General features: G+C 65.3%; 14 protein-coding genes. 3 read left to right on the top strand and 11 right to left on the bottom strand.

Translation table 11 applies throughout. The features are described from left to right. Positions 1-2 precede the first annotated feature (2 nt). From IVB23_RS06245 to IVB23_RS06225, 5 genes are all read right to left on the bottom strand, one after another. Positions 3-206 carry a DUF1656 domain-containing protein gene (locus IVB23_RS06245; protein WP_028179429.1) on the bottom strand — a complete coding sequence of 68 codons (204 nt, stop codon included), beginning with the start codon at positions 204-206 and terminating at the stop codon, positions 3-5. Beyond that, a complete protein-coding gene (locus IVB23_RS06240; protein WP_247802960.1) occupies positions 203-2,098 on the bottom strand; it encodes an FUSC family protein in 1,896 nt (631 codons plus the stop codon). Before IVB23_RS06240 ends, IVB23_RS06245 begins: the two co-directional genes overlap by 4 nt. Before the next feature lie 170 nt (positions 2,099-2,268). Beyond that, positions 2,269-2,646 (bottom strand): response regulator, encoded by a 378-nt coding sequence (locus IVB23_RS06235; RefSeq protein WP_061882103.1) that lies wholly within the window; start codon positions 2,644-2,646, stop codon positions 2,269-2,271. A gap of 106 nt (positions 2,647-2,752) precedes the next feature. Next, positions 2,753-3,424 (bottom strand): response regulator transcription factor, encoded by a 672-nt coding sequence (locus IVB23_RS06230; RefSeq protein WP_028179426.1) that lies wholly within the window; start codon positions 3,422-3,424, stop codon positions 2,753-2,755. Continuing rightward, complete coding sequence (locus IVB23_RS06225; protein WP_247802959.1) at positions 3,421-5,298, bottom strand: ATP-binding protein; 1,878 nt, start codon at positions 5,296-5,298, stop codon at positions 3,421-3,423. Before IVB23_RS06225 ends, IVB23_RS06230 begins: the two co-directional genes overlap by 4 nt. A gap of 452 nt (positions 5,299-5,750) precedes the next feature. Between IVB23_RS06225 and IVB23_RS06220 the strand changes: the two genes are divergently transcribed. Then, complete coding sequence (locus tag IVB23_RS06220; protein WP_247802958.1) at positions 5,751-6,605, top strand: AraC family transcriptional regulator; 855 nt, start codon at positions 5,751-5,753, stop codon at positions 6,603-6,605. After that, positions 6,602-6,856: a hypothetical protein gene (locus tag IVB23_RS06215; protein ID WP_247802957.1), complete on the top strand. Its 255-nt coding sequence runs from the start codon at positions 6,602-6,604 to the stop codon at positions 6,854-6,856. Before IVB23_RS06220 ends, IVB23_RS06215 begins: the two co-directional genes overlap by 4 nt. Positions 6,857-6,981: 125 nt before the next feature. On the opposite strand, the gene IVB23_RS06210 is transcribed toward IVB23_RS06215, so the two are convergent. Further along, on the bottom strand, positions 6,982-8,343 hold the full coding sequence (locus tag IVB23_RS06210; RefSeq protein WP_247802956.1) for an amidase: 1,362 nt from the start codon (positions 8,341-8,343) through the stop codon (positions 6,982-6,984). Further along, positions 8,330-9,526, bottom strand: a complete 1,197-nt coding sequence (locus tag IVB23_RS06205) for an MFS transporter (RefSeq protein ID WP_247802955.1) — start codon at positions 9,524-9,526, stop codon at positions 8,330-8,332. Before IVB23_RS06205 ends, IVB23_RS06210 begins: the two co-directional genes overlap by 14 nt. A gap of 26 nt (positions 9,527-9,552) precedes the next feature. Here IVB23_RS06205 and IVB23_RS06200 point away from each other — a divergent pair, with 26 nt between their 5' ends. Beyond that, complete coding sequence (locus IVB23_RS06200; protein WP_197965505.1) at positions 9,553-9,888, top strand: hydroxyisourate hydrolase; 336 nt, start codon at positions 9,553-9,555, stop codon at positions 9,886-9,888. Here IVB23_RS06200 and IVB23_RS06195 read toward each other — a convergent pair whose 3' ends face one another. From IVB23_RS06195 to IVB23_RS06180, 4 genes are all read right to left on the bottom strand, one after another. Then, positions 9,889-10,704 carry an ABC transporter permease gene (locus IVB23_RS06195; protein WP_247802954.1) on the bottom strand — a complete coding sequence of 272 codons (816 nt, stop codon included), beginning with the start codon at positions 10,702-10,704 and terminating at the stop codon, positions 9,889-9,891. It abuts the gene before it with no gap. Further along, the gene (locus IVB23_RS06190; RefSeq protein ID WP_247802953.1) at positions 10,704-11,567 is read right to left on the bottom strand and encodes an ABC transporter permease; all 864 of its coding nucleotides are present in this window, start codon (positions 11,565-11,567) and stop codon (positions 10,704-10,706) included. Before IVB23_RS06190 ends, IVB23_RS06195 begins: the two co-directional genes overlap by 1 nt. A 231-nt stretch (positions 11,568-11,798) precedes the next feature. Then, entirely contained in the window at positions 11,799-12,845 is a 1,047-nt protein-coding gene (locus IVB23_RS06185; protein ID WP_247802952.1) for an ABC transporter substrate-binding protein, read from the bottom strand. Between the two features lie 30 nt (positions 12,846-12,875). After that, on the bottom strand, positions 12,876-13,970 hold the full coding sequence (locus IVB23_RS06180; RefSeq protein ID WP_061882113.1) for an ABC transporter ATP-binding protein: 1,095 nt from the start codon (positions 13,968-13,970) through the stop codon (positions 12,876-12,878). Positions 13,971-14,068: the final 98 nt, after the last annotated feature.

Below are 14,068 nucleotides of genomic sequence, written 5' to 3'. Positions count from 1 at the left end.
TCCTAGAAGAACAGCGCGAGCGTGCCGAACATCGCCACGTAGAGGCAAAGTTCGGCCAGCGACGGGTTGCTGAAGACTCTCGCGAAGCCGACGAAGCGCAGCAGCGGGCGAAGCATCAGGAACGCAAGCAGCGCGATTGCGGCATAGGAGACGATGGGAGCAATGAGCACGCCACCGATGACGAGCTCCCGATATGTGTTTGTCATGGCTGCTTGCCTTGGCTGGGCTCTGTTGGAGACTGCGATGGTGCAAATATGGTAGCTGCCGGAACCAGCACGGCGATGGCCGAATTCGCGGACAGGTTGTTTTGCGATGCCGCCTTGCTCAGCGCCCCGGCAGCGGCGAGGATCGCGGCACCGTTGCGCTGGGCGAGGGCGTCGCGTGCGTCCTGCACCAGCCGGGCGAGCGGACCTTGAGTCAGCCGCTCCAGTTCAGCGCGGCAGCGTCGCAAGCTCTCAACCTGGTCGAAACAGCGCATCGCCTTCGCCGCGATCTGACCATTGAGAGCCGAGGCGCCGTTTGCGCTCAAAATCTGTTCGACTCGCCCCGCGTCGCGAAACGCGGCTTCCTCTGGCGCGAGGTCTCGAACTCGCCAGCGGTCGAGCTGGCCCAGCTGGTCCGTGGCCTCTCGCAACAGCAGACGAACTCGCTGGTCGCCCGACAATGGAGGCAGCAGCGTCTGCGCTGCGAGCACGAGCACGGACGACAGGCAGGCAAAGAAGCTCGTCACGAGAAAGACGTCGGGGTCGTAGTTCTGCGGGTTGGTCGGTGCGAGGACGGCGATCGTGAACACCAGCGTGAGCCGGCCGAGGGAAGACAGCAGCGGGTTCGGCGACGAGATCAGCAGCGCGAAGCCGATGACTACAGGCGCGAGACCGATCGCCAGCAGTTGAAATTCGGACACGCCGTTGAAGACGAAATATTTCAGGATGCCCGCCAGCGCGCAGGCGATCGGCATCGCCATCACCGTCACCATCGTGAAGGTGCGTGGCGCGGGCGCCGTCGAGCCGAGGCCGAGGATCACCGCGACGAGCGAGAGGCAGAGCTCGGTGGTCGGCCAGCCTGTCAGGACGAAGAAGATCGCGATCAGCGTGAATGAGATCGCGGCCCGTGCGCCGGTGTTCGCCGCGATGCGGCGCGAGCGGTAGAGCGGCGCTCGCCATGCATGATACGGACGTACCCCTTGGTGCAGCGCATCGAGGCTGCTGCGGACCTGGGCAAGCTTATGGCTGATCTCGCTGCGGAGCCAGGATCGGGAAATGGCCGTCAGCCTGGCCGCCTTCTGGTCCGGGCCGTTCGCACTCTGCGCCGGGGCGGACGTGACCGGGAGCGCCGCGAGCATGCGCTCAAGGGAGAGGACGCTGACGAGGTCGACCAGCGCGGAACGCGCGGCCGCGGTCCGTGCCGTGCCGATGCTCGATTCCGTGGTAAGGCTGGCGATCTCCGGACGTATCGCAGCGATGTCGTGCAACAGGCTCGCGGCAGCCGCTGCGGAGTCAAGGTCGGTACCGTGCGTGAGGGCCTTGACCCGGTCGTACAGCGCCTCGATGCGGCCTGCCAGTACCGGATGATAGTTCGGCGCGGCCAGCACCTCGTTGACAAGCGCCACCGCAAGCACCCCGATGCCGATGGCGGCACCGCGCGCGATGCCGGCCGGAAACACCTGGAGCGGCGTGTCGATCTGCTGGATGGCGATCAGGGCAACGGTGATGCAGCCGAGCGCCGCCGCATAGGCACGATTGCCGTCCAACATGGCGGCGACATAGACGCAGAGCCCGACCCAGATGCCGAGCACGGCGAGCAGGAGGCCGTCGGTCTGAGAAAACACGCCGGCGATCGCAATCGATGCCATGACCCCAATCGCCGTCGCGAGCAGCCGGTAACCGGCCTTTTCCATGCCCTGACCGCGTGTCGGCAAAGCCAGGATCGCCACGGTCAAGGCCGCCGACGAGGGGGATTCGAGCTCGAGCCAGAAGCTCGCATAGAGTGCGAGCATCATCGCCAGCCATACCCGCAGCGCGAAGCCCCAGGAGCTTGCCGGGAAGCCGGCGAAGACCAACGGGGACGGCGCGGCAGCACTGGTGGCGTTCACGGGCATCGTGCCTCATCCGTTTTTCGGCAGAGCGTGCCGCCCGGCCGAAGTCGAAAAAGTCGACGACGATTATGAGGTTTGCAGTTCCTGCCGGTATTTCCGGTCCATCAACCCAGTTGTCGGAATGCACGTATGGTTGGGGAGGAGGGCCGTTGCGCGAGGGACGAATAGGCGGGCTACGGCGCGTGGCCTGCCAGCGCCTCTTCGAGGCAGCGGATGATCTCATCGCCGCTGGAGGGCTTGCCGAGATAGCAATGCGCGCCCGCGGCCATCACACGCTGGCGCACGGATTCGCTTGGAAATGCGGTCATGAAGATGATCGGGAAGCGGCGGCCGGCGGCAATCAATTGGGCCTGCAGCTCATCGCCCGTGATGACCGGCATCTGCACGTCGGTGATCATGCATGCCGGATCGTCTCCCGGCGCATGCCGCAGGAAGTCCAGGCCGGACTCGTAGGCATCGGCCTCGTAGCCGAGCGAACGCACCAGGCTCGCAAGCGAAGCGCGAACGCCTTCATCATCGTCCACAATCGCAATCACAGGGGTCTTGGCCATTTGCGCACAATCCTGACCGCGGTGTTCCGCAAGGCAAGGAGGATATCTCCCGTTGCGCGGCCGATAATGCCTTATGCACCCGGGGCCCGGACCGCCGAAATTATACTCAGGTTTGGTCCGTAGTCCTGCGGGTTTGGGAAACTCCGAGCGCCTCGGCCTTGCGAACGAGGTCGGCCAATGACCTAACCCCCATCTTGCGCATGACGTTCCCGCGGTGGATTTTAACCGTGATCTCGCTGAGGCCGATCAGGGCCGCCACCTGCTTGTTCATCAGGCCGGCGGTGACATGGCCCATCACCTCGCGTTCGCGCGCCGTCAGGGTCTCGTACTGGGCGCGGATGTCCTCCTTGGCCGCGGCTTCGGCACGGTGCTGCGCATCACGCTCGAGCGCCGCGGTCACGGCATCCAGCATGTCCTGGTCGCGAAACGGCTTTGAAAGGAAGTCGACGGCACCGGCCTTCATGGCACGCACCGACATCGGAATGTCCCCGTGGCCGGTCATGAAGATGATCGGATAGCTGATGCCCTGCCGGACGAACTGGCTCTGCAGATCGAGCCCGCTCACGCCCGGAAGGCGGACGTCCAGCACGATGCAGCCGGGACCGTCGGGCAGCGAGCCGGCAAGCAATTCGGCGGGCGAGCCGTACAGGCGCGTTTGCAGGCCGACGGATCGGAACAGGCTGTCGAGCGAGGCGCGGATGCCTTCGTCGTCATCGACGACGATCACCAATGCGCTGGAGGGTTGGGCGGGCGGCTGCGCCTGGTTGGGTCGGGTCATGGCAAGGCGTGTTCTTGGCTAAATGGCAATGTCAGGTGGAAGGTCGTTCCCGAGCCCGGAGTGCTCGCCACCGACAACCGGCCGCCGTGAGCTTCCACCGTGGTTCGGCAGATCGCAAGTCCCATGCCCATTCCGCCATCCTTCGTCGTGAAGAACGGATCAAACAGGCGCGGCAGGTCCTCGGGTTGGATGCCCGGGCCGCTATCCTGTACCATGATGGCGAGGGTTTCGCTGTCCTCGTTGCCGGCGCGCAGCGTGATGGTACGGGAACCGGGCTGGCCTGACATGGCTTGGCCGGCATTGATCAGAAGGTTGACCAGGACCTGTTGCAGTTGGACCCGGTCGCCGCGAATCGGCGGCAGATCGTGCTGCGACTCGACGGTGAGGGTGACCTGGTCCTTGGCGAGTTCGCGCGCGACCAGTGCGGTCGCCTCCTCGATGATCTCGCCGATTTGCAGCATGTCCCGCTGGGGCGGGGCCTTCTTGAGGAAGGTGCGGATGCGGGTCACGATCTCGCTGGCACGGCGGCCCTGAGCGACGACATGGCCGATCGTCGTCGTAACCTCCTTGAGATCGGGGACGTCGCGCCGCAGCCAGCGCAAGCCGGCCTCGCCGCTGGTGACGATCGCCGCCAGCGGCTGGTTCACCTCATGCGCAATTGACGCGCTGAGCTCGCCGAGGGTTGCAACGCGTGCAGCATGAGCGAGCTCGGCTTGCGCCGCCAGCAGCGCATCCTGCGCCTGCCGACGCTCGGTAATGTCGACGACGAAGATGAGCACGTTGTGATCTTCGTCGGATTGAGGCGGAAAGGTGATCGTGAACAGCACGGGGACCTTGCGTCCGTCGAGGCGCACGAGCTCGCTCTCCCCTTCGTGGAACTGCTCTCCTTCCGCGAATGCCACCAGCGCGTCGAGGAAACTGCGATCGTTCTCGCCCAGCAGCTTGTCCACGTTCTCGATGAAGGCCGCAGAGCTGCTCGCCCCCGCCATCTTCTGCAGGGCAGGATTGACGTCGGCAATTCTGGCAAGTCCGCGGGCATGGCGGACGAAATCGGGATGTCGTGCCAAATAATCGCGCAGGTCCGCCCCTTGGGTGGGTAGCGAATGCAGCGCGGTCCGTAGTCCGCTCCAGTCTTCCTCGACGACGCCGATCCGGCTCGCGTCGAACATCCGGCGGTATCGTTGCTCGCTCTGCACGAGCGCGCTGTGCGCCGCCACCTGGTCCGTGACGTCGGTGTGCGTTTCGAGCACCCCGACGGGTTTGCCGAGATGGTCGTGTTGCAGGGCCCAGCGGGCATCGACCGCGAGTATGGCACCGGCCTTCGTGCGCTGCTCAACCCTGCCTTCCCATCGCCCGGTATCGAGCAGGGCGGCCTCGATGACTTCCCTCCGGTCGGGATAGCTGGTTCGCAGAAGCTTGTCGGCGATCTGCCCGAGCGCCTCCTCGGTGGTCCAGCCGTAGGTCTGTTCCGCGGCCTTGTTCCAGAAATTGATCACGCCGGCGCGATCCCGGACGAAGATCATGTCATGCGAGAGGTTGAGGAGGCGAGCCTGCGCCGCCAGGCGATTGGTTGCGGCATGATTCTGGAGCGCGAGCAGCGTGGTGATTGCGATGGCCGCTAGGCTCACCAGGGCACGAAGGGCCGGTGAGCCGATGGGCTCGTGATCATGCGATAACAGATACGCGGTGATCGTCAGGGCGGCACAGCCGATCGCGGCGACGATGATGTCGTTGCGCCGGTTCGTCCTCGCCGCGAGCAGGATCGCAATGACGTAGAGAACCGCGACCGCGCCTTCGAGCGGCGTCAGCACGTCCACCATGAAGACCGCGAAGGCGAGGACGGCGGACCAGAACCGCAGGCCGGCGCGGCTCATGGACAAGCCCGTGGGCCGATCAAAGTTCGTCATCGTCTCAGCTAGGGCTTCTTCTCATCGCAGCCGCGTTGATGCCGCGATTTGATCGCGCCCACAATATCCCCCTAGAGGATTTTCGTGCCCTCTTGGAAGACCCCGTGGATAGTCCAATGCGGCGAGGGCGGCGACACGGAAATTCCCCAGCGGAACAAGGCCTATCGGTGATTTTGCTCATCGCGGACGCGTCAACTTACCGCAGGCAGGGCAGCTTCAGGGCTCGAGGCTGGGGCGGAGTGTTCCGCTCGCTCTCTCGCCCGCGATCATACCTACGTATGACCCGGTTAACCCGAGACCTTATCCATGCACCCGCGCGTAGAATGGAGCGCGCGGATCGCCGAGCTACTCTGCTCCCATAGCATTCGGACAAGCCGGCCAGGCATTGCTGGTGCAAATTGGGACAAGGAGGTTCGACGATGTCGCTGCAGATATCATACCCGCAAAATGCCGAGGATCATGTCGCCGCCACGATGGACGTCTCTCCCATCGACGGCCCGCAGCTGCGGTCATTGAAGCGTTCGCCGCGCTCCAGCGAGGCGGCAGTGATGCTCTCCCTCGTGCATCTGGATGTTGCGCTGGCCATCGAGTCGCCTGCGCCGGACGTGCGGGGATCTGCCAGTGGCGGGCCGAGCTTCAGGGTGTCGGCAAAACGCCTTGCGCACGCGTCCGCGGAGTCCGATCGGGAGACGGGTGCGGAGGGAAGCGCGGACCCGGTGATGCGGCGCCTCTCGGATGCACTCGCGGCAACCAAAGCCATGCAAGATCCGCATTCCGCTATTCTCGTCGACGCATTGCGCCTGGCCATTCTGACCCGGAAGGCCAGCGGGGGAACGACGTCCGGACGAGGCCAGTCCGAGCCGACCGAGAGCGACCGCGGAGGGCACGCCTGCCGGGCGGTGCGGTCGTTGCAAAAATGGCGTCTCAAGCGCGTCATGCAGTATATCGACGACAATCTCGACGCGAAGGTCACCTTGCAGCATCTGGCCGCCGTTGCTGGCCTCAGTCGGATGCACTTCGCCGCGCAGTTCCGGGCGGCCGTCGGCATGCGGCCGCACGAATATTTGCTGAAGCGGCGGATCGAGCGTGCTCAGGAATTGCTGCAGCGGTCGGACATCTCGCTCGTAGACATCGCCTTGACCGTCGGGTTCCAGACCCAGGCTCATTTCACGACAGTCTTCAAGCGCTTCGCGGGCAATACGCCATATCAGTGGAGGAGTGCTCACCTTGCGCAATTCCTGCCGTTGCCGCGCCCCGAAGCGAGGGCGTCATGACCAGCGTCGGTTTGCAGTCCCTGTTGCTGCCGCTGCTCGGCATTCAGTCGGCGCTGGTGTACCACGAGCTCATGGGATTGTTCGAGATCGCGCGTGTCCTCAGTGCCTCCTATCGCTTTGCATCCTCGGGATCCGGGTTAGGCGCTCTTTACGGTCGCTTCACTCTGAGCTTCTTCAGGACTATTGTCGGAGGCATCGCACACTATGCATTGATGGACCGGTCGATCGAGGAGGCGGTCCCGCAGGCTTGAAAAAGGCGTTGGACCGATACGAGCGGCTTCGCAGTCGGCTCGACGGGCCCATTATGGCCGAGCGATCCGAGATGCGCAGGCGAGCAGGTGTTCGAGGTCGATGTGCCGCTCAGTCACGGCAGGATTTACACTCGCAGGATGGCCTCAATCTCTTGCGCTGCTCCGAGCAGCGAGCGGTCTTGTCCGCGCGCGGCGATGATCTGAAGGCCGAATGGAAGCCCGCACCTATCCGTTCCGCACGGAATCGAAATCGCCGGCAGGTGGGCGTGATTGATAAAGGGCGTGAACACCGCGTGGGCCCGCGGGCTTGCGGGTTTTCCACCGATCATGTCCGGGCCGAGCTGCGTCAGCGGCCACGCGACGCATGGCACTGTCGGCGTCAGCAAGAGGTCAACTTCAGTGAAGAAAGCCGCGAAGGCATTGGCGATCGCAGCGCTCGCGAGTAGCGCTCCGGCAACCTCGGCACCCGACCAGGAGAGACCTCGCTCGATCTGCCTGGCGATGTCGGGATCGAAGATGGTAGGATCTTTGCGGAAAGTATCACCGTAGAGTGCCGCGAGACCCGCATGCTGAAGCGGCATGATGGCGTCTTCCGTGGTGCCTGCCAGCCAAACGGGATCGCGTTGCGTGATGCACAAACCTGCCGCGGAAAGGCGCTCGATGGCGGAGGCGAGCCCATTCGCGACGACGTCATCAATCGCGACATCGAGGCCAAGACGCGGCGAGAACGCGATGCGCTGGCCGCCGATGTCTTCGGCCTGCAGCGCAACGACAGAAGAATCCGGATCGCGCGGATCGGCGCCGACCATGGCTTCGAACGCCAGTGCGATATCGGCCGCATCGGCTGCGATCGGCGCGATGACGGAGAGGCCAAAGAAGGGCTCGGCGAAACCTGGCCCATAGGGGATCGCGCCATAGGACGGCTTGAAGCCGGCGACCCCGACATGGGCTGGCGGCCTGCGGCTCGAGCCACCCGCATCGGTGCCGATCGCGAGCGGCACGAGGCCGGCCGCAACCGCGGCCGCCGGTCCCCCCGACGAGCCACCTGGCGTCAGCGCGGGATCGAGCGGATGCCGCGTTGACCCATACAGCGGCGAGGTGGTGACGCCCTTGCATGCGAACTCGGATGTTGCGCCGATGCCGACGACGACCGCTCCGGCCCTGCGCAGGCGCTCGATCGCGACGGCATCGTGCGGTGCGATGAAATCGCTAAACAGGCGCGAGCCCTGCGTCACGCGCCAGCCGCCGACCCAGATGTTGTCCTTCACGATGACGGGGACGCCGGCGAGCGGCATCGCCTCGCCGGCACGCAGGCGATCGTCGACCGCCGCAGCGTCGGCCAGCGTGCGTGCGGGATCGATCGTGACGACCGCGTTCAACGCCTTAGCGGCCTCGATCCGCGCGAGCGCGGCCTTTGCGGTTTCGACGGCGCTCGTCCGCCCGGCTGCGAAATCGGCCGCGATCTCGCGGGCACTATGCGCTGGCATTGTCACGGCCTCCCCAGATCAGCGCCACCGTGCCGCAGAGGGCGAGGCACGCCAAGGCAAAGAAGGCCGCGCCGAGGCCGGCCACACCATCAAGGATTGATACCAGCGCGGGCGCCACCAGCAGGCCGGCATAGGATGCGGTCAGCACCGCGCCGGTGGTTTCGCCGATCCGGTCTTGAGGGGCGAGGCGGGCGATCTCGGCAATGAAGACGCCATTCCAGCCCGACGCCGTCAAGCCGAACAACGCCGCAATCGCGAACTGCCAGGTGCGACTGAGCGATCCGCCGTCGAGGCCGAGCAGCGCGGCGCAGAAGGCCATGCCGAGACCGATGACGATGAGCACCATGCGCGGAGCATCGAGCCGCATCGCCACAAATCCCCAGCCGAGCCGGCCGACGAGGCCGCCAGCTTGCGCGCAGGCGAGCGCCATGCCGGCCTCGATATGGCTGAGGCCGAGCTCGCGGGTGCCGAGCGTGACGAACACCGTGTTGAGCGACACCTGCATGGCGCTGAACGGCATCGAGGCCAGCGCCAGCATCGCGATACGCCGGTCCGCTGTCATCAGCGCCAGCCGCGCGCGGAGATCGAGCTTTGGGGGCGGGACGAGCTTGACGGCGTAGGCCGGCCGTAACCATTCAAACAGAACGATCGCCAGCAGCGCGCAGAGGCCCACCACCGCATAGCACCAGGCCGGTCCGAATGCGATGGCGATCGCGGGCAGGGCCAGCGAGCCGCAGACGGCGCCAATCTGGTTGCCGGTCTGGCGCACCGAGAACACGAAGGTGCGCCGCTCGGCGGTCACGAGCCGCGCCAGCAGCGCCGCGCTCGCCGGTGTTTCGGGCCCCATCGCAAGGCCAAGGCAGATGCCCGCGGCCAGCAGGGCGGCGGTCGATCCGAGCGCGGCCAGCGGCATGGCGACGACGATGGCCGCCGCGCACAGGCTCGCGATCCGCAGCGAGCCTGCCCGCGCGATGAAGCCGCCGCCCCAGAACGAGGCCGGGATGCCAACGGCGAACACAGCGCAGGAGAATATCGAGAGCTGCCAGACCTCGATATGGGCGCGCGGCGCGACCACGCCAGGCGCGAACAAGGCAAACGCAACGAGGGCCTGCAGCAAGGTCATCGCGCCAAGGGCCGGCAGCAATGCGGGTGCTGGCCGAACGGCCGCGTTTCTGTCTACCATGGCGGCTTGCTCATGGGAGGAACAACGTGGCAGGCGGCATTTCCATTCACGCGGTTGATGTGGCGAGCGGGCGGCCGGCGCAGGGGCTGCGCGTCGAGATCTGGCGGATCGATCCGGACTCCGCGCGCATCGCCGACGGGCGGCTCGGCGCCAACGGCGCGCTCGATCATCCCGTCGCGCAAGGCGCTGGCGTGACGGCCGGCGAGTACGAGGTGCTGTTTCATCTCGGCGAGTTCTTTGGCGAGCGCGACGGTTTCCTGACCGTGACGCCGTTCCGGTTCCGCATCAAGAACGTTGACGAGCATTTTCATCTGCCGCTGAAATTCACGCGCTGGGGCTACTCGCTGTTTCGCGGTGCCTGATCAGTTGGTCAGGCGCCGCGACAGGCCAGTTACACGCTCCATGACCGCGACCAGCGCGACGGTGGCGATGATCAGCACGCCGGAGAGCGCGGCGATGGTCACGTCGAGCTTGCCTTCGAGATCCTGCCACATCCGGATCGGCAGCATGTCGGTCGCGGCATCGCGCAGGAACAGCGACACCGGCACGTTGTCGAAGGACGACATGAAGGCGATGAAGGCGCCCGCGATGATGCCGGGCCGGATCAGCGGCAGCACGATGCGGCGGAACGTGTAGAGACGGCTTGCCCCCAGCACGGCCGAGCTTTCGAGCAGGGTCGGCTCGAGCTGGGCGAGGCCGGCGACGGTGTTGCGCACGACATAGGGGACGCAGACCACGGTGTGTCCGATCACCAGCGTCAGCGGCGACACCGGCAGGCCGACCAGCGAGAACAGCATCAGGGCGGCAAGGCCGAAGGCGAGCGCCGGCAAGACCAGCGGCGACATGAAGAGGGAATCGAGCAGCCGTGCGGACAACGTCCGCGACCGCGAGATTGCGAGCGCGGCTGCGACGCCGAGCACAACGGAGAGGCCGGTCGCCCAGAACGCCACGATCAGGCTGTTCTTCGCCGCGAAATGCAGTTGCCAGGCATTCCACAATTCGGCGTACCAACGCAGCGAATAGCCGGGCGGCGGGAAGCGCAGCGAGAAGCCGCTCGTGAAGGAGACGATCACAACGACCAGCGACGGCGCGATGATGATGATCAGCGCGATCACCGCGATCACGGTCATGACCAGCTCGAAGCTCAGGGCTTCCAGGGTACGCCTGCGGCCGCTCATTACGCGCCTCCATGGCCGCGCGATAGGCGGCCGAGCGTGGTGAAGACCGAGACGACCGCGAGCACGGCGAGCAGGAAGATGATGGAGATCGCCGCCGCAAACGGCCAGTTCTGGAGCGTGGAGGCTTGCTGATAGAGATACATCGGCATGAACAGCATCTGCCCGCCGCCGACCAGCGACTGGGTGATGAAGGCGGTGATCGCAGCGGCATAGGTCAGCGTGCAGCCGGCGATCACGCCGGGCAATGACAGTGGCAGCACGACGCGGAAGAAGGTGCGCCAGCTTCCGGCGCCGAGCGAGCAGGAGGCATCGTCGAGATTGGGGTCGATGCGGCCGAGCGCGGTGATCAGCGGCAGCGTCATCAGCGGCATCTGCACCTGCGCCAGCGCGATCACCACGCCGAACTGTGTATAAAGCAGCTTGAGGGGGGTATCGATGATCCCCAGCGATTGCAGCGTGGCGTTGATGATTCCCTGCCGGCCCAGGATGACGATCCAGGCGAAGGTGCGCACGACCACGCTGGTCAAAAGCGGCAGCAACACGATCAGGATGATGATGGTCTGAAGCTTTGGTCCGACTCGTTGATAGAGCCAGGCGATGGGAAAGCCGAGCACGAGACAGACGGCGGTTACCTCGGCGCCCAGCAGCAGTGTCGAGCCGAGCACGCCCAGGCTGAATGGATCGGTGAGAAAGTGCAGGTACTGGCCGAGCCCCCAGTGGAGCCCGGCCGTGTCGTTGTGCAGCGAGAGCCAGAACAATTGCAGCAGCGGCGCGACGAAGAAGAGGAGGAAGAACAGCGCCAGCGGCGCTGCCAATCCCATCCCGTAGGATGTCACATCGCGTGATGCCGGTGCTGTGCCCATCGCCATTCCTCGAATGTTCTAGGATGAAATGGTCTTAAGTTGAATCAATCGGCTGCGGACTCGGTGCACCTCTCCCGCTTGCGGGAGAGGTCGGCGCAATGCGCCGGGTGAGGGTTCTCTCCTCTTGGGGGGTCTCGATTGCGGAGATACCCTCTCCCCAGCCCTCCCCCGCAAGCGGGGGAGGGTGCACGCCTCCCTCGTCACGGCAGTCGAATCTAATCTCATCATGCTCTAGATCTTGATTTCGCGGTTGAAGCGTTCGATCCAGGCCGAGCGCTGCTCGTTGATCTTCTTCCAGTCCTGGAACACGAACTTCTTCTTCAGCTCGGCCGTGTCCTTGGCCAGCACGCGCGCGATCTCACCGCCCATCGTGACCTTGGAATTGGTCGGCACGATCAGATAGGGCGGATTCATCAGCGTGGTCTGCACCTCCGGCATCAGCGCCGCCTCGATCAGCTTGAAGGCGAGCTCGCGGTTCGGCGAGTTCTTGACGATGTGGATCGTGGTCTTGAAGGCGATGGCGCCTTCCTTGGGCGCCACGAACTCGACCGGCACGCCGCGCGCTTTCAGGATCTGGATGGCGTTGAAGTTGCCGGGCGAGATGTCGATCTGGCCCTGCTGGAAGAGGGTCGCGAGTGCGCCGGGATTGGCGGCGACCGCGGCGAGATTGGGCTTGAGCTCTTCCAGCGCCTTGAAGGCGGGATCGACATTGGCTTCCGAGCCGCCGCGCATCTTGGCGATCTCGACCAGCCATCCGGTGCCGAGCGTCGAGTTGAGGTTGGTGATTCCGACCCGGCCCTTGAACTCGGGCTTCCAGAGGTCGGCCCACGATGTCGGCGGCGTCTTGACGGCTTCCGGATTGTAGGTGAGGCCGACGACCTGGAAGAACGGGGCAGGGCCCATCGGCTCCTGCGCCTCGGCGATCAGGTCCTTGTAATGGACGCTTTTCTCGACCGGATAGGGCTCGACCAGATCCTGGCCGATGGCGATGAGTGCAGGGCCGGGATCATGCAGCATGACGTCGATCGGCGGATTGGCTTTCGCAGCGTTGACCTTGGCGATCTGGTCCACCGAGAGCATGGGATCGAGCACGATCGCGGCGTCTGCGTTCGCCTTGCGAAATGCCGGCACCAGCACGGCCTTGTGAGCTTCCTCCCAACTTCCGGTGAAGGTCGCGAACACCAGTGGGCGAGCCTGGGCAAAGCTCAAACCTGGAAATGCCTTCATGGCCCCGAGCGTGAGCGCCGTGGTCAGCAGGCTTCTGCGGTTCATGATCATATCAAACTCCCCCCTGGACAAAGACTGGATTTAAAGCGTTGCGGGAAAGGCGTTGGCGAGCGACGGGGCGAGCGGCGCGAGGCGCACCGCAGCACCGTTCTCCAGCGCGCGCGTCTCGCCGATGCGCGCCTGGGAGACCTTGACGCCGGAGCCGTCGGCGGTCGTGACCTCGTGGACGACGGTCGCGCCCAGCGGCAGCGACATGCCGACGACGCCGGCAAAGCCGGTCTCGTCGCCGACGAATTGCAGATGCTCGGGACGGATGCAGACGGTGACTCGGCCACCTTCGCTGAGCGCCCCGCCGGCGGGCCGTGCGATGATCTCCGCGCCGGCGTCGAGGCGCACCTTGGCGGCGGTACGGTCCGCCGAAACCACCACGCCGGGCATGCGGTTGGTCGAACCGACGAAAGTATTGACGAACAATGTCTGCGGCCGGTCGTAGACGTCGGACGGTGTGCCGAACTGCTCGAGCTTGCCGTGGCTCAGCACGGCGACGCGGTCCGCCATCGATAGCGCCTCTTCCTGGTCGTGAGTGACGATGAGCGTGGTGATGCCGGAAACGCGTTGCAGCCGCTTGACCTCGATCTGCATGTCGAGCCGCAGATTCTTGTCCAGCGCGGCAAATGGCTCATCCAGTAGCAGGATCGACGGCTTGATCGCGAGCGCCCGGGCCAGCGCGACACGCTGCTGCTGGCCGCCGGAGAGTTGCCTCGGGAGCCGCTCACCCATAGCCGGCAGCTGCACCAGATCCAGCAGGCGTTGCGCCTCGCGCTGGCGCGTCGCCTTGTCGATGCCGCGGGCGGCGAGGCCGTAGGCGACGTTCTCACTGATCGACAGGTGCGGAAACAGCGCGTAGTTCTGGAACACGATCCCGACGGCGCGGCGGTTCGGCGGCAGCGTGTCCACGATGTCGTCGCCGATGATGATCCGTCCTTGCGTCTGCGCGATGAAGCCGGCGATGATACGCAAGAGCGTTGTCTTGCCGCAGCCGGACGGGCCGAGCAGGGCGATGATCTCGCCACCCTTGATGTCGAGATTGATGTTCTCGACTGCAAGCGCGCCACTCGGGTACCGGTGCGTGACCGCATCGACGACGAGCGATCGGCCGCCTTGCGTTTCAGCCATGGTGTTGCCTCCCGTTGCCCCAGAGGAGAAAGCAAGTCTCATGCCCGTGCCTGTCGCTTTTCGGCGCGCGCTCAGGCATGGTGGCCCGATGACATCGG

Source organism: Bradyrhizobium sp. 191 (assembly GCF_023100985.1).
GTDB lineage: Bacteria > Pseudomonadota > Alphaproteobacteria > Rhizobiales > Xanthobacteraceae > Bradyrhizobium > Bradyrhizobium diversitatis.
Note: the sequence above shows the minus strand (reverse complement) of the source record. Positions and strands in the feature narration are given on the sequence as shown.